The following is a 26,104-nucleotide window of genomic DNA, read 5'->3' as shown; positions in this document are numbered from 1 at the left end:
ACCGCCATGTTGAAATGCTGCGGAGCCACCGGATGCGAACCGAAGAACCACTCCACGATCGGCGTCACCGCCACCCCACCCGTCACCGGACCCTGGTCCGTGAGGGTCCGAGTGCCGCCGGCCGGAACGGCCACGGTCGCCAGGCCGGCGACGGTCTGCCGGACGAAGACGTCCTTGGAGCTGAGCTCCAGCCCCTCCTTGCGGGCGCGGGAGACGAGCTGGATGCTCAGGATCGAGTCGCCACCCAGATCGAAGAAGTTGTCGTGCACACCGACCCGCTCCACCCCGAGCACCGACGCGCACACCTCCGCCAGCACCCGCTCGACCGCGTTGCGCGGCGCCACGTACGCGGCGCCGGCCGTGACGTCGAGGGCCGGGGCGGGCAGGGCGCTCCGGTCGACCTTGCCGTTGCTGTTCAGCGGCATGGTGTCGAGCGGGACCAGCGCCGCCGGGACCATGTACTCGGGAAGCCACTCGGCCAGCCGGGCCCGGCAGCCGTCGAGGTCCGGCGGGGCGTTCAGGTCCCGCTCCGCCACCACATAGGCGATGATCCGCTTGCCGCCGGCATCGGTGCCGTGCACCACCACGGTCGCCTCGCCGATCTCCGGCAGCCGCAGCAGCGCCGCCTCGATCTCGCCGAGTTCGATGCGGAAGCCGCGGATCTTCACCTGGGCGTCGGCCCGCCCCAGGTACTCCAGTTCGCCCTCGGGCGTCCAGCGCACCAGGTCACCGGTGCGGTAGAGGCGCTCCCCGGGCGCCGTCGGGTGGGCGACGAACCGCTCGGCGGTCAGGTCGGGGCGCGCCCAGTAGCCGCGGGCGAGTCCGGCGCCGCCGATGTAGAGCTCACCGGTGACCCCGGCCGGCACCGGCCGCAGGAATCCGTCGAGGACCAGCAGCCGGGTGCCGTCGAGGGCGGTGCCGATGGGCGGTGCCGGCGCCTCGCTCTCCTGCGGCGCGGAGGCGTGGACGGTGGCGAAGGTGGTGGTCTCGGTGGGTCCGTAGGCGTTGTGGATCAGCAGGTCCGGGCAGGCGTCGGCGACCCTGCGGAAGGCCTGCGCGTTCGCGGCCTCGCCGCCGGTGAGCACCGCGCGCATGCCGGAGAAGCACTCCGGCCGTTGGTTGGCGTACAGGTTGAACAGCGAGGTGGTGACGAACGTCGACTGGACGCCCTGTGCGTCGACCAGCGCGCCGAAGGCCGCCGCGTCGAGCTGCTCCGGCGGGGCGACGACCACACTGCCGCCGTTCAGCAGCGGCACCCAGATCTCGAAGGTCGCCGCGTCGAAGGCGTGCGAGGAGTGGAACAGCGTCCGCTCGTGGCGGCCGTCGCGCCAGCGGCTGTCGACGGCGAGCCGGACGATGTCGTCGTGGGTGACGCCGACGCCCTTCGGGGTGCCGGTGGAACCCGAGGTGAACATGAGGTAGGCGAGCTGGTCGGGGTGGTGCGTGGCGGTCCCGGCGAGCGGTTCCCGCGGGCCCTCGGACGTCGGTCTGCCACCCTCGTCGAGGACCATCAGGGGCAGCCCGGTGTCCTGCGGGACCCGGTCCAGCGACGGCTCGTCGGCGATCACGCAGACCGCCCCGGCCTGCCCGATCAGCGCCCGGACCCGGTCCAGCGGGTACCCGGAGTGCGCCGGCGCGTAGGCGCCGCCCGCGCGCAGCACGGCGAGCATGGCGACCACGACCTGCACACCGCGCTCCAGGACGAGCACGACCGGCTTCTCGGCGCTCACACCCGCGGCGCGCAGACGGCGGGCCAGGGCGTCGGCGCGGGAGTCGAGCTCGGCGTAGCTGAGGTGTTCGGCGGTGCCGATGACGGCGGTCGCCTCGGGTGTCCGGGCGGCGACCTCGGCGAACCGTTCGGGGACGCCCGGCACCGCGCCCTCCGGGGCGCTGCCGGACCACCGCGCGAGCCGGCGCCGCTCGTCGGGCGACAGCAGGTCGAGGGCGGCGAGGGGCAGGTGGGGCCGTGCGGTGGCCGTGGCGACGAGGCGGCGCAGCCGCTCGCCGAGGCGCCGGGCCGACGCCTCCTCGAACAGGTCGGTGTTGTACTCGAGGGCGACCCGCAGGGAGCCGTCGCGCTCCTCGAACTCCACCACCAGGTCGAACAGCGAGCGGGTGCGCGGGAGCGGCACCTCGGCGATGTCGAGGCCGGGCAGCTCGACGCGCTGGGGAAGGGTGTTCTGCAGCACCATCATGGCCTGGAACAGCGGGGTGCGGCTGGGGTCGCGCTCGGTGACCAGTTCCTCGACCAGCCGGTCGAAGGGGAGCTCATGGTCGAAGGCGTCCCGCACGGTGGCGCGTACGTCGTCGAGGAAGGACACCACGGTGTCCGTGGTGCGCGGCCGGGAACGGATGACGACGGGATTGACGAAGAAGCCGACCAGGTCGTCGGTCTGCTGATGCTCCCGGCCCGCCGAGGCTACGCCCAGGGCCACGTCACGGGTGCCGGAGGCGGTCGCCAGCAGCAGCTGCGTCATCGCGGTCAGCGTCATGAAGAGGGTCGCGCCCCGGCCGCGGCCCAGCTCCTTCAGCGCTTCGGTCTCGGCGGTGGTCAGCTCGAAGCGGTGCACCGCTCCCGTGGTGGTACGGACCTCGGGGCGCGGCCGGTCGGTGGGCAGCGCGAGCGGCGGCACCTCGTCCAGCTGCCGCGCCCAGTAGGCGAAGCGGTCACCGGCCGCGGCGCGGTCCCAGCTGCTCTGCTCCCAGGCGGCGAAGTCCGCGTACTGCACGGACAGTTCGGCCGGCGGGGCGGCCTGCGGGTCGGCCGCGGCCCGGTAGAGCGCCGTGAGGTCCTTGGTCAGCACGTCCAGCGACCAGCCGTCGCTGACGATGTGGTGGGTGCTCAGGACCAGGACGTGCTCGTCGTCGGCGAACCGCACCAGCACCGCCCGCAGCAGCGGGCCCGCCGTCAGGTCGAACGGCGTCTCCACCTCGGCGAGCAGTAACGCGGACAGCGCCTCCCCGCGGCCGGCGTCGGGCAGCGCCGACAGGTCCCTCTCGTCGAGGGCGAGCGGGGCGTCGGCGACGGCGTGCACCCGCTGGACCGGCTGGCCGCCGTCCTCGTGGAAGGTGGTCCGCAGGGACTCGTGCCGGGCGACCAGCCCGCGCAGGGCGGTGCGCAGCGCGGGCACGTCGAGGGCACCGCTCAGCCGGTAGGCGCTGCCGGTGTAGTACTCGGTGGAGCCGCCCTCGTACTGGTCGAGGAACCACAGGCGGCGCTGCGCGGACGACAGCGGCAGCGGGCGGTCGCGGTCGGCGCGCGGTATGGCGTCGTCGGCGGACGAGGCGGCCAGCCCCCCGGCGACGAGTTCGGCGACGGTGGGGTGGGCGAACAGGGCGCGCCGTGCGGCCCTGACTCCCAGCCGGGCCTCGATGCGCGACAGGGCGTGGACGGCGCGGATGGAGTCGCCGCCGAGGTCGAAGAAGTCGTCGTGGACACCGACCCGGGCCACTCCGAGCACCTCGGCGAACACCTCGGCGACGGCCTCCTCCGTGGCGTCGCGGGGGGCGAGGTACTCCCCGACCAGCTGGCCGAGGGACGGTTCGGGCAGCGCGGCCCGGTCGATCTTGCCGTTGACGGTGAGCGGCAGCGCGTCCAGCACGACGACGGCCGACGGCACCATGTGGTCGGGCAGCTCGCGCCGCAGGGCGGTGCGGACCGCGGAGGGCGCGGGAGCGTCCGTCGCGGTGTCCGGGACGGCGTACGCCACCAGGCGGCGGTCGCCCGGACGGTCCTCCCGGACCAGGGCGACGGCGTGGGCGATGCCGGGCAGCCGCATCGCGGCGGCCTCGATCTCGCCGAGCTCGATGCGGAAGCCGCGCAGCTTGACCTGCTCGTCGACACGGCCGGCGAACTCCAGCTCACCGTCGTCGGTGCGCCGCACCAGGTCGCCGGTGCGGTACATGCGCGCCCCGGCGGGGCCGTGCGGGTTCGCGACGAAACGCTCCGCCGTCAGGTCGGGCCGCGCCCAGTAGCCGCGGGCCAGCCCCTCACCGGCGATGTAGAGCTCACCGGTGGCACCCGCCGGGACCGGCCGCAGCCGGTCGTCCAGGACGTACACCTCGGTGCCCTCGACCGCGACGCCGAGCGGCGGGGTGCCGCTGCCGTTCATCGGGGCGCTCATGGTGGCGCACACGGTGGTCTCGGTCGGCCCGTAGCCGTTGTACACACGACGGCCGCGCGACCACAGGTCGACCAGCTCGCCGGGGCACGCCTCACCGGCGACCATCAGGGCGGCGAGGCCGGGCAGGCCCTCGGGGTCCATGGTGGGCAGCACGGCGGGAGGCAGCGTCACATGGGTGACCTCGAAGTCCCGCAGCGCTCCGGCCAGTTCGGCGCCGGCCAGCCCGCCGCGGTCGAGTACGACCAGGGCCGCGCCGTTCAGCAGCGACTTGGTGACCTCGAAGACGGCCGCGTCGAAGCTGGGCGAGGCGAACTGCAGCACCCGCGAGCCGGGCGTCACCTCCATCCGCTCCCGCTGGGTGCGGGCCAGGTCGGCGATCCCGCGGTGGGTGACGACGACTCCCTTGGGGCGGCCGGTGGAGCCCGAGGTGTAGATCATGTAGGCGGCGTCGTCGGGGCCCAGCTCCGGGGCGGGCGCCCCGGCCGCCGGCGCGTCGTCCAGATCCGCCAGGAGCAGCCGCCCTGGCCCGTCCGGCACCCGGTCGGCCACGGACGGCTGGGTGATCACCAGGCCGATCCCGGAGTCATCGGTCATGTAGCGCAGCCGCTCCGCCGGATAGGCCGGGTCCAGCGGCACGTACACACCGCCCGCCCGCATGACGGCGAGCATCGACACCACCAGTGCGGTGCCGCGCTCCAGGCACACGCCGACCGGCGTTCCGCGCCGCACCCCGTGGCCGTGCAGCACGGCGGCTGCCCGCGCCACGCGCGCGTCCAGCTCGGCGTAGCTCGTGGATCCGGATTCGGCCATCAGCGCGGTCGCGTCGGGCCGGTGGGCCACCTGTGCGCCGAACAGCGCCGGCAGCGTCCGGCTCTCCGCATGCTGGGCAGGAACCACGGTTGCTACTCCTTCGAGAGCGGTACGCGCCGCGGCATCGGTCCGGCGCGGGCTGAGGAGCCGCACGCCGGTGCGGCGTCACGTAAGGGGAAGGGCAGGGCCGTGCCGCCGGCCGGGCCGGCGGCGCGAAGGGGAACGGGAGGGAGGGGGACGGAGCAGGGTCAGGCGGCCTGGCAGATTTCGCTCGCCCGGCGCAGGGTCCGGCCGTTGTACTGCATCAGGTCGGCCGGGCGGCCCTCCGCGGTGCTGAGGAAACGGCCGCTGAACAGCACGTCGCTCTGGTTCGCGGCCCGCACGCTGAAGATGAGGTCGGAGCCGACGGTGAGCACCCCGGAGACGCCGTTGTCGGCGTCCAGGCGCAGCATCCCGCCGCCGTTCGTCTCATGGGACACCCGGATGGCGAGCTCCCCGTTGACGAACTCGCCGGCGAGGGCGGCGGCCTCGTCGTACGGGCGGCCGGTGGGGGCGGGCTGCTCGTAGTGGCCGACGCGCAGGCCGAGGGTGCGGTCCAGCTCGCCGACGAGGTCGAACCAGGCCGCCAGTCCGGTGGTGGAGTTGGTGGTGAAGGCGAGTACGGTGCCGCTGGCCTGGTCGACGCGGACGTTGCAGGAGCCGCCGTCGAGAGTGCCGTCGTGGCCGAGCCACAGGCTGTCCCCGGCAGGGTAGAGACCCCAGCCGGCGCCCCACCCCGCCGCCAGGCCGAAGGGTTCCGCGGCCGGCACGGCGTGGCCCATCGCCGCCAGCACCTCGGGGTCGGCGATGTCGGCGTCCAGGGCCTCGTGGCCCTCGCCGAGGAACGCCCGGCCGAAGCGCACCAGGTCGGTGGCGCTGCCCGCGATGCCTCCGGCCGCGGCGAGCGTCGACTCGCAGTAGAAGTCCACGGGGTCGGTGCGGCCGGTCCGCGGGTTCACGGCGTGGCCGCTCACGGTGGCGCCCGGGGCGCGGCCCGGCCGCGGGTCCTCGACGAACGCGAGATCCAGCCCGGCCGGGTGCGCCACGTAGGACTCCAGCGAGTCCCACCAGCTCTGCCCGGTGAGCACCTCTATCACGTACGCGGCCACGGCGTAGCCGGTGTTCGAGTACGAGAAGGCGGTGCCGGGCACACCGAAGTGCCCGTCGCGCACGACCGACTCGAAGTAGCGGCGCAGGGAAGGGGAACGCAGCGGGGCCCCCTCGTGGTCGGACACGAGTCCGGCGGTGTGGCTCAGCAGTTGACGCAGCGTCACCCGGTGCATCGGATGCTCCGCGGGTACTCCGGTGTGCCCCGCGATGTCCGCGAGGAGCTCCATCACCGGCGCGTCGAGCTCCACCTCGCCCTCCTCGACCAGCTGCATGACGAGCGCGGCCGTGAAGACCTTGCTCACCGAGCCGTAGGCGAAACGGGATCTCACGGACACCGGCACGCCGGAGCCCATCCGCTCGACGCCAGTGCAGACTTCCCGCAGCACGCCGTCGCTGTACAAGGACAGCTGGGCCCCCGGTATTCGGTGATCGCGAATCAGCTCCTTCACCGTGCCGGAGAGGACGTCGACGTCCATGCTCTCGTACCCCCGTTCGAGAGTGTCGCGCGGCCTGGGCGGCCGCTCGACCGGTGTATGGGATGGCTGGCTCTACCTCCTCCGGTAGGGACAGCCCGACTTTCGGTCACAGACTCATCAATACCGTCGAGAATGGCAAGATCTCTCAGCTCAAACCGAAAACCGCACGTCAGCGCCGCGCTACCCGCGCAGACCCGATCAAGGCCGGCTCTGGGCGGAATCCGAGAAACAGCAGGCCAGAAGCCCTGCCGCGGCACCATCGAGCAACGCCGCGCCCGCCACATGACGAACGTCATCGAAAGAGGTGACAAAAAGCAGAGGGCGGCAAAGGTCCAGGTCAGACGGGGGCCGCGGCCGTGACCGTGCTCACCGGCCGTCAAGGGGGCCGAACGAGCCGTACGGCCGGGAAGTTCTCTCACCGACCGAGGCCGACCGGCGGCCCCGCGCCACGGGCTCGCCACAGGAGGATCGGCCGCACACGCGGCACCCGGACGTGTCCGCGTGCGCACGCGGGCTGACCCGTGGCCGTGTCGACGTGCACCGCCTCCGGGGCGCCGATCCTGTGCCGCTCGTGATCGACCACATCGTGGCCGCGCCACTCCCTGACGGCCCCCCGGAACACGTGGGCCCTCTCTGCCGCGGGTCAGCTGAAGACCCCTGTCTCGTCCTGCTCTCGCTCGCCCTCCTCGCCTGCCTACGGGACGTCACATCCCGACGACCGGCCGGCTCGCAGGCCGGAAGGGGGAGACGACCTTCGCGCGTGGCGCGACGCCTCGGCGGTCGTCCAGCCAGCCCGCCGCGGTCAGTAGGCGGCCAGGGAGATGGCGATGTAGTGCGCGGTGAATGCTGCCACGGTCAGCGCGTGGAACACCTCGTGGAAGCCGAACCAGCGGGGCGAGGGGTCGGGGCGCCGCAGGGCGTAGACGACCGCGCCCGCGCTGTAGAGGAGACCGCCGGCCACGATCAGGGCGAGTACGGCCGCTCCGCCGGTGTGCAGGAAGTCGGGCAGGTAGCGCGCCGGTGCCCACCCCAGGGCCAGGTAGCACGGGGTGTACAACCAGCGCGGGGCCGCGACCCACAGGACCCGGAACGCGATGCCCGCCGACGCGCCCGTCCACACGATCCACAGCAGCGTGGACCGCTGTTCCACCGGCAGGAGGAGGACGGCGAGGGGGGTGCAGGTACCTGCGATGATGAGGAAGATGTTCGCGTGGTCGAGGCGTTGCAGAAGAGCCTCGCCGAGCGGGCCCCAGGTGCCGCGGTGGTAGATGGCACTCGTCACGAACAGCAGCCAGGCGGTGACCGAGTACACCGCGCAGGCCAGGGCCGCCTGCGGGGTGCGCGCCAGGCAGATGAGCACGACGCCCGCGATCAGCGCGGCGGGGACCATTCCGGCGTGAAGCCAGCCACGCAGCCTGGGCTTGATCGGTTCGGCCAGGTCGGCCGCCCGCTCCAGCAGAGCGGCGACCGAGTGAGCGTCCTCCCCCGCGTCGTCACCTTGTGCTCCGCCGGGCAGCCCGTCCTCACGACGTTCTCCACGCGCTGACGCGACGTGCATGCGTTCGGCTTCGGCGTCGTCGCGGGACACAGCTCCTCGTCCTCCCTGTGCCTCCTGGGCGCCACCGGTCATCATGCGCCCATGCTAGGAGACCTCCCACCGACGGCATTCGAGGAGGCGGGTCTCCAGAGCCAGGACCACGCCGCCGGGCATGGGCCGGTGCGCCGCCGCGAACTCGGGCCCCTCGATCCCACCGCCGATCGAATCCGCCGAAGCGAGTGGAGCGGCTGGGCACGGGAACGGCCAGGGCTTCCGGACGGGCTCTCCGCCCGCCCGTAGCGTGGTGGCCCCGGGAGTCGGACAAGGGGTCTGAGTTCGGTCGCTTCAAGCGTCGTCCCCGGCTCGCGCGGTCGCCACGCCGCGGCACCGGGACGGTGCGGGCGGTGCCCGCCAACGCCGGCGGGCACGCTCGTCCCATGCCGACGGCTTCGATGCCGGCGCCCTGGCGAGAAGTCCCGTGCGAGTCGTGCGCGGTCGTCGCGCCTCCGGGGGAAATGCGTGGAGGGGCCCTGGTGCCGTACCGGCACCAGGGCCCCGAAGGAACTGCTACACCATCCACCGGCCCTGATACTGCGCCGGCATTCTGTTTCCGCGCGCCCGACCGAAATGCCGCCGGGGGCACGGGGATCGCGGATGCGTGACCGGAGACCACCTCACTGTCGATGTCCTGCGGTACCCGGGCTCAAGACCTCCGCCCAGGCGATCCTGATGGTGCTCGGCTCCTCCGTTCTTCCCTCTGAACCAATCACCTTCGGCAGCCGGCCCCGTTGCCATCCTGCGTCCGCTCTGGCACAGAGCCCCGCTGCCGAACCTCCCGGTGCGCGCGCCCGCAGCCGACGCCTTCACCGAGGTACTGCTCACTGACTTCACTGCTGGGTACTGCGAACTGCACTCACTACGGGTACTGCTCACGGCGACCCCTGATCACTCCGGGCCGCCCGGTCCGGCCACCAGTCCCGTCGCCGTCCTGAAACAACCGTGGCTTCGGAACTCCGTCACCGGACCGTCCTGCGAACTGCAACTGCGGGTGATGCTGCCCGGCAGTTCGTCTCTGCCGAGCCCTGCGGTCTCTCTGGGCTACGGGAGAAACCATAACCACAAGACCACCGAAAGTCTACTCTGGCCGCCGTAGATTTTCGCTGTTCGACGGTGAGGTAATCGACCCCGGACAGCGACACGGGCAGGCGCAGGGGCAGCCATGGCCCGGCCACCGACCGAGGCACAAGCCCGTGCGTGCGGGCAGGCATCGGTGAAGTTCCTGTCCCGGCGGTGGCACCCGCGCCCCGGGCCTGACCGCACACCCGGACAGTCTCGGGGTGACCTTTCATGACCCCGGCCCGCAGGCGCCGCATGCCCCCCCCGACCCGAACGGCGGTACCGGGGGCTTCGACTGGCCCATGGCCGGCCGTCTCGCCGGCGCGACCGCAGCCACCCTCCCGGCCTCTGGCGGAGAGACGGGCGCGCGCCCTGCTCGCTCGGTGACGGGACCGGCTGAAGGGACGGGACGACCGGTGAAGAGGGCACCGCCTTGCTCGTCGACCACCGGCAGGGCACCGAGCCGGAGGAACACCTCGCGTGCTCGGCTTCAGTCATCGTGTTCCCGGGTGCGGTGAAGGGGCGGTGGTCGGCCGGGGACGTCACGCAGGCGGACCCGGTCGGTGCAGGCGGAGCTGTCGCTGACGGCGGTGGGTTCGGCCTGGGTGACCCGGCCGGCGCACTGGCCGTGTCGCGGACGACCAGCCGACCCGCGCGGGCGGCGGCCATGACGGGCAGCGCCACTCCGACGCCCAGGTCGTCACGGACCCGCGGTCCGGCCGTCCGTGACCTCAACCACTGTCCTGCGCACGAGGCCGGCGCTCGCCGGGCGGGGCCGCGTCGGAACCAGCGTCGAGAAGTGCCTTCTGACGAGAGGGTCCGCTTCCTGACCGCGAGGGTCAGACCGCGGCGTCGGAGACGGACCGGCCCACAGGCGCGCGCCTGGCCGCCGAGGAGGGGCGGCGTCGGCCACAGGAGGAGGTACTGCGCTCGGGGCGTTCGACCACCGGTGCGGTGATCACGACGAGGACGCCCGACGGGGCCTGGGCGCCGGTGATCCGGCTCAAAACTTCGTCGCCCGAGTGGATGTGCGTGGTCCGCGGCCGGATCCCGGCGTCCGACATGAGGCGGGCCATACCGCGGCGCTGGTTCGGCGTGACGAGCGTGACGAGCGTGACGACGCTGCCGGACTCGCCGGCGCGGGCGCTACGGCCGCCGCGGTGCGGGTAGTCCTCGCGGCCGGTCGGCGGGTCGACGTTGACGACGAGGTCAAGGTTGTCGACGTGAATGCCGCGCGCCGCGACATCGACGGCGGGCAGGGCGGGCGTGATCGTCTTGGGGAGGGCGAACTCACCTTGCGCTGCGGCGGGCCGACGGCCGTGACCGCCGGAGCCGGCCTGCTCGCCGGGACGGCGGGACGGCGCGGTGCCGGCGAGCCGAAGCGGTTGCCGCCCTTTTCGGAGTCGACACTGCCCTGCCGGATGCGGGCGGAGCGGTCGTCACTGCGGGTGCGGTTCATGCGGAACTTTCCTCGATATGGCGCATATCAAGGAATTTCCGCAGCGATGAGCGGCACAGGGAATCACAAGTCGGTGACCATAGAAGGCGATCCGGCCGGCGGAAATCCACCCGGGCGCAGGTGCTGGAATTCGGTGAAGTCGTGGATCGCAACATCCGGGCGCCGGCCGTGGTGCGACTCTTCAAGACGCCCCCGCATCCGGAGGTAGGGCCGCCCGGGGTGCGGCTGCGGATCTCCCGAGTCGTCCCGCAAGGGAAACCGATGCGGCAACGCATGCAGCTGGGGCCCGCACCCCGAAGGATGCGGGCCCCAGCTGCACATCTGCGCCGGCGTCAGGCCGGAACGATGTTCTCGGCGGTCGGGCCCTTCTGGCCCTGCGCGATGTCGAAGTTCACCTTCTGGCCTTCGAGCAGCTCACGGAAGCCCTGGGCGGCGATGTTCGAGTAGTGGGCGAACACGTCAGCGCCGCCACCGTCCTGCTCGATGAAGCCGAAGCCCTTTTCCGCGTTGAACCACTTCACGGTACCAGTACTCATGTCATATCTCCTTTGGGGCAGTACATCGGCATCCGCACTGCGCGGACGCCGTGTCGCCGCGATGATTACCCCAGCCCGGAAAATGACCGGAAATACAAGAGTGCTCCCACCGGCAGGAGCCGGGTGGGGGCACTTGAAGTTTTGGGAACCACAACTGCAACTGAGATGGACAGTAGCATGCCGCCATGGCCTGCGTACGTCGAATAATTCGACTCCGGCCGTTGCTTCAATAACTCTCACTGCACGGTCCGTGAAACTCTCCCGTCGCGAGCGCAGATATATTCATCCAGACCGCCGCACCGGCCCCCCGAGTGACATTCGGACATCCAGCACCGCCACGTCCGGGCGTTGGGCGAGCGGCGCGGGCAGGGGCCTCGTGCACGGTACCGACGGGGGCCACGACCTCGTGCCCCGCCGGGGTGAGCAGCAGGACAAGCCCCTCCCGCAGTCAAGGTGTCGTCCTCGGCGGTCACCACACGCACGGCAGCTCCACATCGATCGCGGGAGGGCTCTCGACGGAGTGGCCTTGCAGCCGGCAAGGGGCGGGCAGGGCATTTTGTGGAACCTTTGCCCGGAGGCGGCCGTTGGTCAGGTGAACGCGCGAGCGGAATCGCGGCCGATGACTCAGAGGGATATCGAGGTGCCGTCAATGGCGATGTGGGACCGGCTCAAGGACCAGGCCAAGAATCTGCAGCAGGCCCAGCGCGGGGGCGGTGCGACCCACGGACCGAGCCGCGGCGCGGGGTCCGGCGGTGGTTCACGCGCCCAGCTGGTGAGCGCGTTGAAGACGCAGCTCGGCTCCCTCAAGACCGAGCTGAAGAGCGGTGCGTACCGGGACGCGAGCATGGCGATGTGCGCACTGGTCGCGGCCGCGGACGGGCATGTGGACCCGGCCGAGCGGCGGCACGTCGAGTCGCTGATCCTCAGTAACGAGGTGCTGCAGAACTTCCCGCCGGAGCAGTTGCGCCAGCGCTTCAACAAGCATGTCGACCAGCTGACGCACAACTTCCAGCAGGGCAGGGCCGAGGCGATGCAGGACATCGCCAAGACCGCCAAAAAGCCGACCGAGGCGAGGGCGGTGATCCAGACCGGCATCGTCGTCGCCGGGGCCGACGGCGACTTCTCCCAGGCCGAGCAAATGATCATCCGGGAAGCCTGCACGGTGCTGGGAGTGTCTCCCGCCGAGTTCCAGCTCTGATCTGCCCGCGGTCCGGATTCCCAGGCGGCTGACGCAGGGCCACATCACTCGCGGAGCGGCGCGGTTGGCCTGATGATCGAGCCACGTGTGGAGGTCCTCGCGGGTGTCGACCCCGTGGGCAGCGAGGAGGTCGGTGCTGGCGTAGGCCGTCGCGCCCGCAGCCCCCTCCACACTTCGGCTACCGGATCTCCGTCGAGACCGGGGCGAGGCGGAAGAGGCACTGGACGGCGTTGAACTCGATCACCTCGGCGACGAAGCGGAACGTGTCGCCGACCGCAACGGTCGCAGGGACCTGCTTGCCGGTCAGGTGCAGGTTGCCGGTGCTGACGTCCTCGTACGTGAAGTTCGGGCCGTCCGTCGTCCGTGGTCCCCTGTCGCCCGGGCCGAGAAGGAAGTCGTAGCGGGTCTGGTCAGCCCCGTGGGACGCCATGTGCCTGATCGACCCGTCGAAGGCGACCGTCCGCCCCTCGTGCTTGGTCGCGAAGTGCGCGTTCGCTTCGTCGCACGGATCCGCCTTCAACAACGCCGCGAACTCGCGATCGTTCTGCGACGTGATCACCTCAGCGGCAGTCGGCTCGTCCGCGGGCGACGTAGCGGAAGGCTTCTCGTCGATGGCCGTCGAACTGGCTGACGCGCCCTTTTCCTCGTCTCCGTCGCCGAGCGCAACGCCAGTACCGATGACGGCGGCCAAGACCACGAGGACGGCAGCCCCCGCCCCGATCGGACGCCACGGTAGTGACCTTTTCGGCCTACGGAAGGCAAGGGTGGTGCGAAGTCTGCCCGGGAGCTGTTCCACGAGCTCCCAGCCGTCCTTCTGCATCTTCGAGATCACCAAACCGTCGGTGCCCCGAACCGTCCGCACGGCCTTGTAGTCGTACTTGATCTGATCAGCCATGCGGCTCCCCGCCCCTGCAGCGAACTGGTCGTACCGACTGGGCGCGAGCATAGATGACTTCACCAGGAGTCCGGCGTCAGGAACCATCGGCTCATCACCGGCATCCGCGGCACGCTGAACGCGTGTCCCGGGAGACCGGAGTCGGCGTGCACTCCGGGCGCACACCTCAGGCAACGAGTTGATCACCACCGTCAGCCTCACGAGCGCACACGTGTTCGCCCAGCTCACTGGCCTGCTGGTGCAGCTGGAGACTTGACGTTACTTCTGCCGGTGAAATTTCCTGTTCCGCCTGGTTCTCGTCGAGTTGACTTGCGGTGCGGGTAAGGAACCGGAACCACCGGCGCCCCGGCTCTGCCGGTGGGTGAGTGCCGGGGACACGGGCCCATACCGGCCGCCGGAAGGCCGACTCCCGGCGTCGGCCTCCGCGGTCTCTTCGGCAGGGCGTGGGACGCGTCAGGGACGTCGGGCAACCGGGGTGGTGAGCTCAGCGGGTCGAGGCGCTCGACGGTGGCCGCGAACGCTCCCTCCACCCGGCACGGCCTGCACGACCGGCCAGGTGGCACCCCGGCAGAAGAGCGTCACGAGCGTCATTTCAGCGTCAAGATATCGCCCGTAACGCCCACACCGCACATAATGCGCACGCACAAAACCGCAGGTCAGCGGCCCTTCCCAGCAGGCTCAAGGATCGCGACGCATTCGACATGATGGGTCATCGGGAACAGGTCGAACGCCCGCAGCGTCCGCACCCGGTACCCCGCGTCGCGGAAGTACGCGATGTCCCGGGCCAGGGCCGCCGGGTCGCAGGCGACGTAGGCGATCTTCCGCGCGCCCAGGCCCGCCAGGTGCTTGACCGTCTGCTTGCCGGCGCCCGCGCGGGGCGGGTCCAGGACGATCAGGTCCACCTCGCTGATCCCGGTGCGCGGCAGGGCCTGCTCGACCTTGCCCTGCTCGATGCGGACGCGCTCGAAGTGCTCGAGGTTGTGGCGGGCGTCCTCCACCGCGCGCTTGCCCGACTCGATGCCCAGCACCGCGCCCTTGTCGCCCACCCGGTCGGCGAGCGCGCCCGCGAAGAGGCCGGCGCCGCAGTAGAGGTCCAGGGCCGTGTCGCCCTTGCGGGGCAGCAGCCCCTGCATGACGGCGCGGACCAGGGTGTCGGCGGCCTTCGGGTGGACCTGCCAGAAGCCGCCGTTGCCGACGCGGTACGTGCGGTCGTCGGCGCGCTCGCGGACGAAGGGGCGGCCGTGGACCCGGTGCACTCCCCCGTCCTCGGCGACGCGCAGGACCGACACCGGCTTGTCCAGCTCGACGATCGGCAGGCGGGCACCGGGGCGCGGGGTGAGGACGACCGCGCGGTCGCCCGAGCCGCTCGCCGCGATCGCGTCCACCGACGCCATGCCCGACCAGTCGCGCCGCTCGATGCCCAGCTCGCTCACGCCCGGCGCGGCGATCAGGCAGCGGTCGATGGGCTGCACGTCGTGGGAGCGGTGCTTGCGCAGGCCCGCGTGGCCGGAGGCGTCGACGGCGTACTGGACGCGGGTGCGCCAGGCCGGGACCTCCCCGGCCGGGACCTTGTCGCCCTCGGCGGGCATCACGGTGCCGTCCCAGCCGGCCTCCTCGGGCGTCAGGCCCGCGAGCCGCTTCAGCTGCTCGGCGACGACCTCGCCCTTCAGTCGGCGCTGGGCGCCGGGCTTGGCGTGCTGCCAGTCGCAGCCGCCGCACTTTCCGGGACCCGCGTACGGGCAGGGCGCCTCGACCCGGTCCTTGGACGCCTCCAGCACCCGTACCGCGTCGGCGCGCAGGTAGCGGGAGGTCTCCTCGCCCTCGGTGACGCGGGCGACGACCTTCTCGCCGGGCAGCGCGTGCCGCACGAAAAGGACGCGGCCCTCGTCGGTACGGGCGATGCAGTGGCCCCCGTGCGCGACGGGGCCGACCTCGACCTCGTACTCCTCGCCGACGAGCGAGGACTCCGGTGCGTGTCGCATGTGGGGGTGACTCCAGGGGGTGAGACGGGGGCTGCCGGGCGGCAGCCCTCCAGTCTACGTGCCCCGGGGGTCAGCTCTTGGCGGCCGGCTCCTTGGGGCCCTTCTCGACGGGCCCGCGGCGCACCGCGCCCGGCGCGTTCCACTCCTGGCGCTTCTTCTCGCGCCTCTTCGCGACCTCGGAGGACTGGAGCTGGTACGGCACCGAGGTCACCATCACCCCGGGTGTGAACAGCAGCCGACCCTTGAGGCGCAGGGCGCTCTGGTTGTGCAGCAGGTGCTCGTACCAGTGACCCACCACGTACTCCGGGATGATCACGCTGACCGCGTCCCGGGGGCTCTCGCGCCGCAGGCTCTTGACGTACTCCACGACGGGGCGGGTGACCTCCCGGTACGGGGAGTCGAGGATCTTCAGCGGGACGTTGATGCCGCGCCGCTCCCACTCCGTCTTGAGCGCCTTGGTCTCGGCCGGGTCGACGTTGATGCTCAGCGCCTCCAGCTTGTCGGAGCGCATCAGCTTGGCGTACGCGACGGCCCGCAGCGTCGGCCGGTGCACCTTGGAGACCAGGACGATGGAGTGGACCCTGGAGGGGCGCACGCTGTCGTCGCTGGGGCCCTCGGGGGCGGCGATCTCCGCGGCGACCCGGTCGTAGTGCTTACGGATCGCGGTCATCGTGCCGTAGAAGATGACCATGCCGAGCAGCGCGACCCAGGCGCCGTGCGTGAACTTCGTCGCGAGGACGACGACCAGGACCAGGCCGGTGAAGAACGCGCCGAAGGTGTTGATCGCGCGGGACCGGATCATCCGGCGGCGGGCCGCCGGGTCGGTCTCCGTCCTGAGGTGGCGGTTCCAGTGCCGCACCATGCCGGTCTGGCTGAGCGTGAAGGAGACGAAGACACCGACGATGTAGAGCTGGATCAGCCGGGTCGAGTCCGCCCCGTACAGCCACACCAGCAGCATCGCGGCGCCCGCCAGCAGCACGATGCCGTTGGAGAAGGCGAGCCGGTCGCCGCGGGTGTGGAGCTGGCGCGGCAGGTACCGGTCCTGGGCGAGGATCGAGCCGAGCAGCGGGAACCCGTTGTACGCGGTGTTCGCGGCGAGGAACAGCACCAGCGCGGTGGCCGCCGCCAGCAGCACGAAGAAGAAGGTGCCGTGGCCGAACACGGCGGCGGCGACCTGCGAGATCACCGGGTTCTGCACGTAGTCGGGGCCGACCGGCACGCCGTCGCGGAGCAGGTCGTGGGCCGGCTGCTCGGCCATCTTGACCTTGGTGGCCATGGCCAGGCCGATGATGCCGCAGAACATGGTGACGGCGAGGCCGCCCATCAGGGCCAGGGTGGTGGCGGCGTTCCTGCTCTTGGGCTTGCGGAACGCGGGGACGCCGTTGCTGATCGCCTCCACACCGGTGAGCGCGGCACAGCCGGAGGAGAACGCCCGCAGCAGCAGGAAGACCAGCGCGAACCCGGCCAGGCCCTGGTGTTCGGGCTTGATCTCGAAGTCGGCGGTCGGGGCCCTCATGGTGTCGTCCAGGACGAGGCCCTTGAAGGCACCCCAGGCGATCATGATGAAGACGCCCGCGACGAAGACGTAGGTGGGGATCGCGAAGAGCTTGCCCGACTCCCTGACGCCCCGCAGGTTCATCAGCGTGAGGAGAAGGATGATGACGACGGCGCTGAGGACCTTGTGCTCGACGACGAACGGGACGGCCGAGCCGAGGTTCTCCACCCCGGAGGAGATGGAGACGGCGACGGTCAGGACGTAGTCGACGAGCAGCGCGCTGGCGACGGTGAGGCCGGCCTTGGGGCCGAGGTTGGTGTTGGCGACCTCGTAGTCGCCGCCACCGCTGGGGTACGCGTGCACGTTCTGCCGGTACGAGGCGACCACCGTGAACATCAGCACCACCACGGCCGCCGCGATCCAGGGGCTGAAGTGGTAGGCCGACACACCCGCGATGGAGAGGACCAGCAGGACCTCCCCAGGCGCGTACGCCACCGAGGAGAGCGGGTCGGAGGCGAAGACGGGCAGGGCGATGCGCTTGGGGAGAAGGGTTTCCCCCAGCCTGTCGCTGCGCAGCGCCCGGCCGATCAGAATCCGTTTGGGCACGTCGGTCAGTTTGGACACGCAGAGGATCGTAAGCGTTCGAAATGGGACCCGCCCACCCACCACCCCCCATCACCACGGAATCCGCTGCATGTACGCGTACGGGAAAGGACGGGCGCGGGCCGACGGGACCGGGCGGGGGGCGGGAACGGGGCGGGGAGCGTGGACGCCGTCGGATGCGGGCAACATCACCGTCCCGGCATAAGCTCGTCATCAGGCAACACCGCACGCTGTTGCCTCGTCGTTGCCTGGCAGGCTGAGAGAGAGAAGTGAGCAGGGTGTTTTCGCGGGTCGGCAGAGTGACCAGGAGTGCGGGGTAAACGGACGTGCACATCGTCATCATGGGATGCGGGCGAGTGGGCGCCGCGCTCGCGCAGACCCTGGAGCAACAGGGGCACACGGTCGCCGTCGTCGACCAGGACCCCACGGCCTTCCGCCGGCTCGGCTCCGGGTTCGGCGGCCGGCGTGTCACCGGTGTCGGTTTCGACCAGGACACCCTGCGTGAGGCGGGGATCGAGGAGGCCGGCGCGTTCGCCGCGGTGAGCAGCGGCGACAACTCCAACATCATCGCCGCGCGAGTGGCGCGGGAGATGTTCGGCATCGAGAACGTCGCGGCCCGGATCTACGACCCGCGGCGCGCCGAGGTGTACCAGCGCCTGGGCATCCCCACGGTCGCCACGGTCCGCTGGACCGCCGACCAGATGCTGCGGCGGCTGCTGCCGTCCGGCGCCGAGCCGCTGTGGCGGGACCCGAGCGGCGGTGTCCAGCTCGCCGAGGTGCACACCTCCCCGGCGTGGATCGGCCACAAGGTGAGCCGGCTCCAGGAGGAGACCGGGGTGCGGGTGGCGTTCCTCACCCGGCTGGGCGAGGCGGTCCTGCCGACGTCGCAGACGGTCCTCCAGGAAGGCGACCTGGTCCACGTGATGATGCGGACCGACGAGATCGAGAAGGTCGAGGCGGCGTTCGCCGAGGGCCCTGAGGAGGGCGGTCACTGATGCGGGTCGCTATTGCGGGCGCCGGCGCGGTGGGCCGTTCCATCGCCGGTGAACTGCTGGAGAACGGGCACGAGGTGCTGCTCGTCGACAAGGCGCCCACCGCCATCTCGGTGGAGCGGGTGCCGCAGGCCGAGTGGCTGCTGGCCGACGCCTGCGAGATCACCTCGCTGGACGAGGCGGCGCTGCAGCGCTGCAACGTGGTCATCGCGGCGACCGGCGACGACAAGGTGAACCTCGTCGTCTCGCTGCTCGCCAAGACCGAGTACGGGGTGCCCCGGGTGGTCGCCCGGGTCAACAACCCCAAGAACGAGTGGCTGTTCAACGAGGCGTGGGGCGTCGACGTGGCGGTCTCCACGCCGCGCCTGATGTCGGCGCTGGTGGAGGAGGCGGTGAGCGTCGGCGACCTGGTCCGGCTGCTGCGCTTCAGCCACGGGGACGCGAACCTCGTCGAGCTGACGCTGCCGCCGGAGTCGGCGGTGGCCGGTACGCAGGTGGGCGACGTGGCGTGGCCGGAGGACACCTCGCTGGTGACGATCATCCGCGGCTCCCGGGTGCTCACCCCGAGCCCGGAGGAGACGCTGGAGGCGGGTGACGAGCTGCTCTTCGTGGCCGCCCAGGCCCGTGAGGAGCAACTGGAGGACCTGCTGTCGGTCCGCCGCGAGGACGCGGCGGGCTGACCGTCCCGTTCACGGGAGGGGGCCGCGTGCACCGCGGCCCCCTCCGGCGTGCCGGGGACGGGGCGGAGGGGATCTCGGGCGCCGGGCCGGGGAGCGGGCGCGGCACGGCGACGGGCCGGGCCGGGAGGTGGCGGGTGCGGCACGGCCCGGCTCCGCGGCACGCGGCGGTCCTGGGGCAGGCGTACGAGCGGGTCCGAGGAGGCCCGTGCCCGGTGCCCCCGAGCGCGGGCCGGGGGCGGCGGGCGGGTGGTACCGGCACCGCGCGTCCGGGCACGGCGGGGGCGGCCGTACGACGCTCCGCGCGCCGAGCCGCTGTCCCCCGCCCTCGCGGCGGGGAGGCCCCGGGCCGGGCCCGGCGCCGGGCGGCCGGGCCGTGGCGAGGGGCTGGGCGGGCGCCGGGCGGCCGGACGGTCACGAGGGCTGGGCCGGGCGGCACCGCGGACCGGTCCTCCGCCGCCTCCCCGGACGTGACGTACCGGCCGGGCCGTACCGCCGGGCCATGCCCGGGCCCGGCGGTGCGTCAGGCGTCGTGGGGCGCGGTCCTGGCGGCCTTCTCGGCTGCCTCCCGTGCCTCCATCTCCGCGAACACGTCGATCGGCGGCGGCGCCTTCGCCAGGAACACCCACGTCAGGTAGACCGCCAGCAGGAACGGCGGGATCTTCAGGGCGACCAGCACCCAGCCCAGCTGTTCCGTGTCCGCCCACCAGTACAGCGGGAACAGGACGGCGCACTTGCCCAGCAGGATCAGGCCCCAGGCCCAGCTGGCCTTGGCGTACGCCTTCTTGCGGCCCGGGTTGCGGGTGCGCCAGGAGAGGTTCTCCTTGAAGATCGGGCCGAGGATGAGGCCGATCAGCGGGACGCCCGCCAGCGTGGTCACGATGTAGGCGAGGCCCATGCCGAGCGTGTAGAGCATGCCGGGCAGGTAGAAGTCCTTGGCGTTGCCGGTCATCATCGCGAAGACGACGCCGAAGGCGACACCGAAGACACCGCTGAAGGCGTGCTTGACGGTGTCCCGGCGGACCAGCCGGACGGCCACCAGCAGCAGGGAGACGCCCAGGGCCGCGAGGGCCGACAGGTGCATGTCCTTGTTGATCGTGTAGATGGTGACGAAGAGCAGTCCGGGCAGGACCGTCTCCACCATGCCGCGCACTCCGCCGAAGGCGTCGAACAGGGCGGCCTCCGTCACGGCCTTGGCTGCCGCCGCGTCGTGGTGGTCGTGACGGCCGTGGTCGTCCTGGTCCGTGGTGGTCGGCTTGTCGAGGGACGTCACCGGCTACTCCTGTCCGAGCGGTCGGAGCTCGTATTTGGGGTTGAACAGGACCCTGCGGCCGTGGCTCATGGAGATCCGGCCGGAGGCGATGAGCTTGCGGCCCGGCTCTATGCCCACGATGGAGCGCCGGCCCAGCCACACCACGTCCAGGGGAGCCGTGCCGTCGAAAAGCTCGGCCTCCAGCGCGGGCACACCGGCCCGGGGACGCAGGGTGACGGTCCGCAAGGTACCAGTCACCTTGACTATCTGCCGGTCGTCACAGTCCGAGATGCGGATGCACCCGGAAGCCTGCGCGTCCTCGCGCAGCTCCTCCGACTCCAGGTCGCCCTGCGAGCTGGACAGCCGGTCGAGCATCCGGCGGAAGCGTCCGGCCGGCTTCTCCGTATGCGGTGCAGCACTCATACCGGAAAGCCTACCGGCCGGCACCGTCACGGCCGCCATGCTCGAACCGGTAACCCATGCCGGGCTCGGTGATGAAGTGACGGGGGTGCGAGGGGTCCGCCTCCAGCTTCCGGCGGAGCTGGGCCATGTAGACCCGCAGGTAGTTGGTCTCGGTGCCGTAGGACGGCCCCCAGACCTCCTGGAGGAGCTGTTTCTGGCTGACCAGCCGCCCGCTGTTGCGTACCAGCACCTCCAGCAGGTGCCATTCGGTGGGTGTCAGCCGGACGTCCCGCCCGTCCCGCTGGACCCTCTTCGCCGCCAGGTCGACGGTGAAGCCCCCGGTCTCGACCAGGACCGTGCCGTCCTCGGCGCCGCCGAGCGGCTCGGCCCTGCGGACGGCGGCGCGCAGCCGGGCGAGCAGTTCGTCCATGCCGAAGGGCTTGGTGACGTAGTCGTCGGCGCCCGCGTCCAGGGCCTCGACCTTCTCGTCGGAGGTGTGCCGGGCGGAGAGCACCAGGATCGGCACCCGGGTCCAGCCGCGCAGGCCCCTGATGACCTCGACGCCGTCCATGTCGGGCAGGCCCAGGTCGAGCACCACCACGTCGGGGTGGCGGGCGGCGGCCAGCTCCAGTGCGCTCGTGCCGTCGGGCGCGGCGTCGACCTCGTACTTGCGCGCCTTCAGGTTGATCACGAGGGCGCGTACGATCTGCGGCTCGTCGTCCACCACGAGCACCCGCGTCATGAGGGTCCTGCTTTCTGTAGAGGGGGAGCACCGGCGGCGGTCCGGGCCGCCGCCCTGAGGGTGAGGACCATGGTCAGCCCGCCGCCGGGGGTGTCCTCGGCGGTGAGCCGGCCGCCCATCGCCTCCACGAAACCGCGGGCGACGGCCAGGCCGAGACCCACTCCGGCGCCGCGCGGGGCGTCGCCGAAGCGCTGGAAGGGTTCGAAGATGCGTTCCTTGGCGTCGTCGGGGACGCCGGGTCCCCGGTCGGCCACCCGCAGCTCGACGCGGTCGGCGATGGCGCTGGCCGAGACCAGGACGGGCGCGGTGCCGGGGCTGTACTTGACGGCGTTCTCGACGATGTTGGCGACGGCCCGCTCCAGCAGGCCCTTGTCGACCTCGACCATCGGCAGGGTCTCGGGGACGTCGAGCTCCGCGCTGCCGTCGGGAACGCCGCCGAGCGCCATCGGGACGACCTCGTCCAGGTCGATGCCGCGGATGATGGGCCGGACGGTGCCGGTCTGGAGGCGGGACATGTCGAGCAGGTTGCCGACCAGGTGGTCGAGGCGGTCGGCGCCGTCCTCGATGCCCGCCAGGAGCTCCGCCCGGTCCGCCTCGGACCACTCCACGTCGCCGGAGCGCAGGGACGACACGGCGGCCTTGATGCCCGCCAGAGGGGTGCGCAGGTCGTGGCTGACGGCCGCCAGCAGCGCCGTACGGATCCGGTTGCCCTCGGCGAGCCGGCGGGCCTCCTCGGCCTCGCCGACCAGCCGCTGGCGGTCCAGGACCACGGCGGCCTGGGCGGCGAAGGCGCCGAGCACCCGGCGGTCCTCGGCGGGCAGCACCCGGCCGGAGAGCGCGAGCGCGAGGTGGTCGCCCACCGGGATGTCGACGTCGGCGTCCTCGGGGCGGGCGACGGGTCGCGGGCCCACGCTGCCGGCCCGGGACCAGGGCGCGATGTCGCTCTCCCGCTCCAGGAGGGCGACGGAGTCCATGGAGAAGGTCTCGCGGACGCGTTCCAGCAGGGCGTCCAGCGAGGTCTCGCCGCGCAGCACGCTGCCCGCCAGGAAGGACAGCACCTCCGACTCGGCGCGCAGCCGGGCGGCCTGGTGGGTGCGGCGGGCGGCCACGTCGACCACCGAGGCGACGGCGACGGCGACGCCGAAGAAGACGGTGATGGCGACGATGTTCTTGGGGTCGGCGACGGTCAGCCGGTACAGGGGCGGGGCGAAGAACCAGTTGAGCAGCAGGGAGCCGGAGGCCGCCGCGGCCAGGGCCGGGAGCAGCCCGCCGAGCAGCGCCGCCGCCACGGTCAGCGACAGGAACAGCAGCATGTCGTTGGCCAGGCCCGGGTCGGCGTCGACGTGGGTGAGGAGCAGGGCGAGCAGTACGGGCCCGGCGAGGCCGACCAGCCAGCCGGAGACGATGCGGGAGCGGCCCAGGCGGGCGCCGCGGGCCACCGGCAGTCCCCGGCCCCTGGCGACCTCCTCGTGGGTGACGATGTGGACGTCGAGGTCGGGGCCGGAGTCGCGGGCGACGGTGACGCCGACGCCGGGGCCGAAGACGTACTGCCAGGTCTTGCGGCGGCTGGAGCCGAGGACGATCTGGGTGGCGTTGACGCCCCGGGCGAACTCCAGCAGCGCGGAGGGTATGTCGTCGCCTATGACGTGGTGGAAGGAGCCGCCCAGGTCCTCCACCAGGGTGCGCTGGACGGTCAGTTCCTTGGGAGAGGCTGAGGTCAGGCCGTCGCTGCGGGCTATGTAGACGGCGAGGATCTCGCTGCCGGAGCCCTTGGCGGCCATCCGGGCCGCGCGGCGGATCAGCGTACGGCCCTCGGGGCCTCCGGTGAGACCGACGACGATGCGTTCGCGGGCCTGCCAGGTGGTGCGGATGTTGTGCTCGCCCCGGTACTGCTGGAGGTACTCGTCCACCCGGTCGGCGGTCCACAGCAGGGCGAGCTCGCGCAGGGCGGTGAGGTTGCCGGGGCGGAAGTAGTTGGAGAGGGCCGCGTCGACCTTGTCGGAGGTGTAGATGTTGCCGTGGGCCATGCGGCGGCGCAGCGCCTGGGGCGACATGTCGACCAGTTCGAGCTGGTCGGCGCGGCGGACGACCTCGTCGGGGACGGTCTCGCGCTGGCGTACGCCGGTGATGGACTCCACCACGTCGCCCAGCGACTCCAGGTGCTGGATGTTGACGGTGGAGATCACGTCGATGCCGGCGGCGAGCAGGTCCTCGACGTCCTGCCAGCGCTTGGGGTGGCGTGAGCCCGGGACGTTGGTGTGGGCGAGCTCGTCGACCAGGGCGACGGCCGGCCGCCGCGCCAGGACGGCGTCCACGTCCATCTCGGTGAAGGTGCCGCCGCGGTGCGTGAGCTCCTTGCGGGGGACCTGTTCGAGGCCGCTCAGCATCACTTCGGTACGGGGCCGGCCGTGGTGCTCCACGAAGGCCACCACACAGTCGGTGCCGCGCTCGACGCGCCGGTGGGCCTCGGAGAGCATCGCGTACGTCTTGCCGACGCCCGGTGCCGCACCGAGGTAGATCCGGAGTGTGCCGCGTCTCATCGCCCCTCATTGTCGTTGCCCGTCGGTCGCCGGCGGTCGCCGTCGCGTCGTTACCACGGCTGGTCGCGCAGCGTCGACCCTAAGGCCAGGGATACCGGCAAACGGGACGCGGGGGCGGCTTGTGGGGCGTCTTGACGCGATTCTGACGCACCCGTCGGCCGACATCCGCGGGGTGCCGGCATACGGGTGGGCCGCACCCCCGGCACGGGGGTGCGGCCCACGGCGTACGGAACGGGGTCAGCGGACCTCGGTGATCTCCGGGCCCCGCTGGAGCTGGCCCATGCCGCCGGAGAACCGGGAGCCCTCCTGCTGCTCCTGCTGGACGCCCTCGGGCACCATCTGGGCGTCGTTCGGCAGCTTCAGGACGATCGGGTCGCGCGGCGCCATCGGGCCCTCGCCCCGTACCACCACGGTGTCCCGGAAGACCTGCTCCAGCAGCCCGGCGGTCTGCGGCTGCACCGCGCCCTGGCCGGAGATGACGCCGCGCAGGAACCAGCGCGGTCCGTCGACGCCGACGAAGCGCACCAGCTGCACACCGCCGGTGCCGTCCGGCAGCTGGACCGGGACCTGGGCGCGCAGCTCCCAGCCGAGCGGTCCCTCGACCTCGTCGATGACGCCGCCCTGCTGGGTGATGCCGGAGGCGATCTCCTCACGTACCTCGCCCCAGATGCCCTCCTTCTTGGGGGCGGCGAACGCCTGCAGCTGGATGGCGCTGTCCCGCAGCACCACCGTGGCCGCGACGATCGCGTCGCCCGCGACCTCCACGCGCAGCTCCATGCCCTCGACTCCGGGCACGAACATGCCGCCCAGGTCGACCCGGCCGTCCTCGGGCCGGGAGACCTCGGAGATGTCCCAGGGGCCGTCGGGCCGCGGCGCCGGCGGAAGGTTCACCCGGCGCGGCTCGTCCTCCGCCGCGTCGGCGCTGCCGACCTCGTCGACGACCTGCTCGGCCTCGCCCGCTGCGTCGGCAGCGGCACTGCTCTTCTTGCGACGTCCGAACACGTCACTGTCCTTCCCGGTCGGATACGACCGAAGCGTATCGATTCCCACCCGTCCAGCCCTCCACGGCGGCATGACCGCCGGTGGACCCGAAGCCCCCCTCGGCCCGCGCCGAGCCGGGAAGCTCCGCCACTTCGTGGAAACGGACCTTCTCGACTTGCTGAACGACCAGTTGGGCGATCCGGTCGAACCGTTCGAACCGCACGCTTTCCCGCGGGTCGAGGTTGACCACGATCACCTTGATCTCTCCACGGTACCCGGCATCCACCGTCCCCGGGGCATTCACGAGGGCCACTCCGCAGCGGGCCGCGAGCCCCGAGCGCGGGTGCACGAAGGCGGCGTACCCGTCGGGCAGGGCGATGGAGACTCCGGTGGGCAGCACCGCGCGCTCGCCGGGGGCGAGTTCGGCGGCCTCGGTGGTCACGAGATCGGCGCCGGCGTCGCCCGGGTGCCCGTACGCCGGGAGCGGCACGTCCGGGTCCAGGCGGCGGATCAGCACATCGACAGGGTTGCGCATCAGGGGTTCACCTCGAAGGCGCGGGCGCGCCGGACCTGGTCGGGGTCGGCCATCGCCGCCCGGATCTCCTCCGGACGGCCGTTGTCGATGAAGTGATCGACCTTGACCTCGATGAAGAGGGCGTCGGCGCGGACCGCCACGGGCCCCTCGGGGCCGCCGATCCGTCCGGTCGCCGTGGAGTAGATCTTGCGGCCGTGCACGGCGGTGACCTCGGCCTCCAGATGCAGCACCGTACCGACGGGCACCGGGCGGACGAAGTCCGTCTCCAGCCGGCCGGTCACCGCGATCACCCGCAGCAGCCAGTTCAGCGAGCCGAGGGTCTCGTCCAGCGCGGTGGCCAGGACGCCGCCGTGCGCCAGGCCGGGGGCGCCCTGGTGGTCGGTGGTCACCGTGAACCCGGCGGTGACGGTCACGCCCTCGCCGGCCCGCGCCTGGAGGTGCAGCCCGTGGGGCTGGCCGCCGCCGCAGCCGAAGCAGTGCTCGTAATGGGCGCCGAGCAGCTCGCCGGGGGCGGGCGCGTCGGGGTGCCGTACCGGCGGTATGGCCTCGGCGGGAGGCGTCAGTGCAGTGCTCACAGCCGCAGACCTTACCCGCGCGGCCGGG

At 72.0% G+C, this 26,104-nt stretch carries 17 protein-coding genes and 2 pseudogenes; 3 read left to right on the top strand and 16 right to left on the bottom strand.

Features of this window, described 5'->3' with window-relative positions; all coding sequences use genetic code 11:
- From AB0H53_RS20255 to AB0H53_RS20230, 6 genes and pseudogenes are all read right to left on the bottom strand, one after another.
- A partial coding sequence (locus tag AB0H53_RS20255) for an amino acid adenylation domain-containing protein (protein ID WP_362114895.1) occupies positions 1-5,021 on the bottom strand: 5,021 nt, incomplete at its 3' end.
- 161 nt (positions 5,022-5,182) lie between these two features.
- Positions 5,183-6,559 (bottom strand): serine hydrolase domain-containing protein, encoded by a 1,377-nt coding sequence (locus AB0H53_RS20250; protein ID WP_362114892.1) that lies wholly within the window; start codon positions 6,557-6,559, stop codon positions 5,183-5,185.
- Between the two features lie 502 nt (positions 6,560-7,061).
- Positions 7,062-7,181: pseudogene (locus AB0H53_RS20245) on the bottom strand (PRC-barrel domain containing protein); the annotation flags it as partial.
- A 180-nt stretch (positions 7,182-7,361) separates the two neighbouring features.
- Entirely contained in the window at positions 7,362-8,015 is a 654-nt protein-coding gene (locus AB0H53_RS20240; protein WP_362114907.1) for a hemolysin III family protein, read from the bottom strand.
- A 2,036-nt stretch (positions 8,016-10,051) separates the two neighbouring features.
- Positions 10,052-10,471: pseudogene (locus AB0H53_RS20235) on the bottom strand (helicase-related protein); the annotation flags it as partial.
- A 532-nt stretch (positions 10,472-11,003) separates the two neighbouring features.
- On the bottom strand, positions 11,004-11,207 hold the full coding sequence (locus AB0H53_RS20230) for a cold-shock protein (protein ID WP_356897193.1): 204 nt from the start codon (positions 11,205-11,207) through the stop codon (positions 11,004-11,006).
- A gap of 649 nt (positions 11,208-11,856) precedes the next feature.
- Between AB0H53_RS20230 and AB0H53_RS20225 the strand changes: the two genes are divergently transcribed.
- Positions 11,857-12,405: a TerB family tellurite resistance protein gene (locus AB0H53_RS20225; RefSeq protein ID WP_362114904.1), complete on the top strand. Its 549-nt coding sequence runs from the start codon at positions 11,857-11,859 to the stop codon at positions 12,403-12,405.
- Between the two features lie 178 nt (positions 12,406-12,583).
- Here the strand turns inward: AB0H53_RS20225 and AB0H53_RS20220 are convergent, their stop codons facing one another.
- The 3 genes from AB0H53_RS20220 to AB0H53_RS20210 all read right to left on the bottom strand — a co-directional run bounded on the left by AB0H53_RS20220 (position 12,584) and on the right by AB0H53_RS20210 (position 17,401).
- Positions 12,584-13,300, bottom strand: coding sequence for a DUF4839 domain-containing protein (locus tag AB0H53_RS20220; RefSeq protein WP_362114888.1), 717 nt, complete (start codon positions 13,298-13,300; stop codon positions 12,584-12,586).
- 656 nt (positions 13,301-13,956) lie between these two features.
- Positions 13,957-15,282 carry a class I SAM-dependent RNA methyltransferase gene (locus AB0H53_RS20215; RefSeq protein ID WP_362114885.1) on the bottom strand — a complete coding sequence of 442 codons (1,326 nt, stop codon included), beginning with the start codon at positions 15,280-15,282 and terminating at the stop codon, positions 13,957-13,959.
- 70 nt (positions 15,283-15,352) lie between these two features.
- The gene (locus AB0H53_RS20210) at positions 15,353-17,401 is read right to left on the bottom strand and encodes an APC family permease (protein WP_362114882.1); all 2,049 of its coding nucleotides are present in this window, start codon (positions 17,399-17,401) and stop codon (positions 15,353-15,355) included.
- A gap of 305 nt (positions 17,402-17,706) precedes the next feature.
- Here AB0H53_RS20210 and AB0H53_RS20205 point away from each other — a divergent pair, with 305 nt between their 5' ends.
- Positions 17,707-18,375, top strand: coding sequence for a TrkA family potassium uptake protein (locus AB0H53_RS20205; RefSeq protein WP_362114879.1), 669 nt, complete (start codon positions 17,707-17,709; stop codon positions 18,373-18,375).
- Complete coding sequence (locus tag AB0H53_RS20200; RefSeq protein ID WP_362114876.1) at positions 18,375-19,052, top strand: TrkA family potassium uptake protein; 678 nt, start codon at positions 18,375-18,377, stop codon at positions 19,050-19,052. Before AB0H53_RS20205 ends, AB0H53_RS20200 begins: the two co-directional genes overlap by 1 nt.
- Positions 19,053-19,572: 520 nt before the next feature.
- Here AB0H53_RS20200 and AB0H53_RS20195 read toward each other — a convergent pair.
- The 7 genes from AB0H53_RS20195 to AB0H53_RS20165 all read right to left on the bottom strand — a co-directional run bounded on the left by AB0H53_RS20195 (position 19,573) and on the right by AB0H53_RS20165 (position 26,076).
- Positions 19,573-20,322 (bottom strand): DUF3159 domain-containing protein, encoded by a 750-nt coding sequence (locus AB0H53_RS20195; protein WP_362114873.1) that lies wholly within the window; start codon positions 20,320-20,322, stop codon positions 19,573-19,575.
- Between the two features lie 3 nt (positions 20,323-20,325).
- Entirely contained in the window at positions 20,326-20,724 is a 399-nt protein-coding gene (locus AB0H53_RS20190) for an OB-fold nucleic acid binding domain-containing protein (RefSeq protein ID WP_362114870.1), read from the bottom strand.
- Positions 20,725-20,734: 10 nt separating this feature from the next.
- On the bottom strand, positions 20,735-21,445 hold the full coding sequence (locus AB0H53_RS20185) for a response regulator (RefSeq protein WP_362114867.1): 711 nt from the start codon (positions 21,443-21,445) through the stop codon (positions 20,735-20,737).
- A complete protein-coding gene (locus tag AB0H53_RS20180; protein WP_362114864.1) occupies positions 21,442-23,985 on the bottom strand; it encodes a sensor histidine kinase KdpD in 2,544 nt (847 codons plus the stop codon). The genes AB0H53_RS20185 and AB0H53_RS20180 overlap by 4 nt, the downstream gene beginning before the upstream one ends.
- 237 nt (positions 23,986-24,222) lie before the next feature.
- The gene (locus tag AB0H53_RS20175) at positions 24,223-24,987 is read right to left on the bottom strand and encodes a DUF3710 domain-containing protein (RefSeq protein WP_362114861.1); all 765 of its coding nucleotides are present in this window, start codon (positions 24,985-24,987) and stop codon (positions 24,223-24,225) included.
- Position 24,988: 1 nt separating this feature from the next.
- Positions 24,989-25,501, bottom strand: a complete 513-nt coding sequence (dut, locus tag AB0H53_RS20170) for a dUTP diphosphatase (RefSeq protein ID WP_362114858.1) — start codon at positions 25,499-25,501, stop codon at positions 24,989-24,991.
- Positions 25,501-26,076, bottom strand: coding sequence for a PaaI family thioesterase (locus AB0H53_RS20165; protein ID WP_362114855.1), 576 nt, complete (start codon positions 26,074-26,076; stop codon positions 25,501-25,503). Before AB0H53_RS20165 ends, dut begins: the two co-directional genes overlap by 1 nt.
- Between the last annotated feature and the right edge of the window lie 28 nt (positions 26,077-26,104).

This window comes from Streptomyces sp. NPDC050856 (assembly GCF_040653855.1).
GTDB lineage: Bacteria > Actinomycetota > Actinomycetes > Streptomycetales > Streptomycetaceae > Streptomyces.
This window is presented reverse-complemented; position numbering and strand designations above follow the sequence as displayed.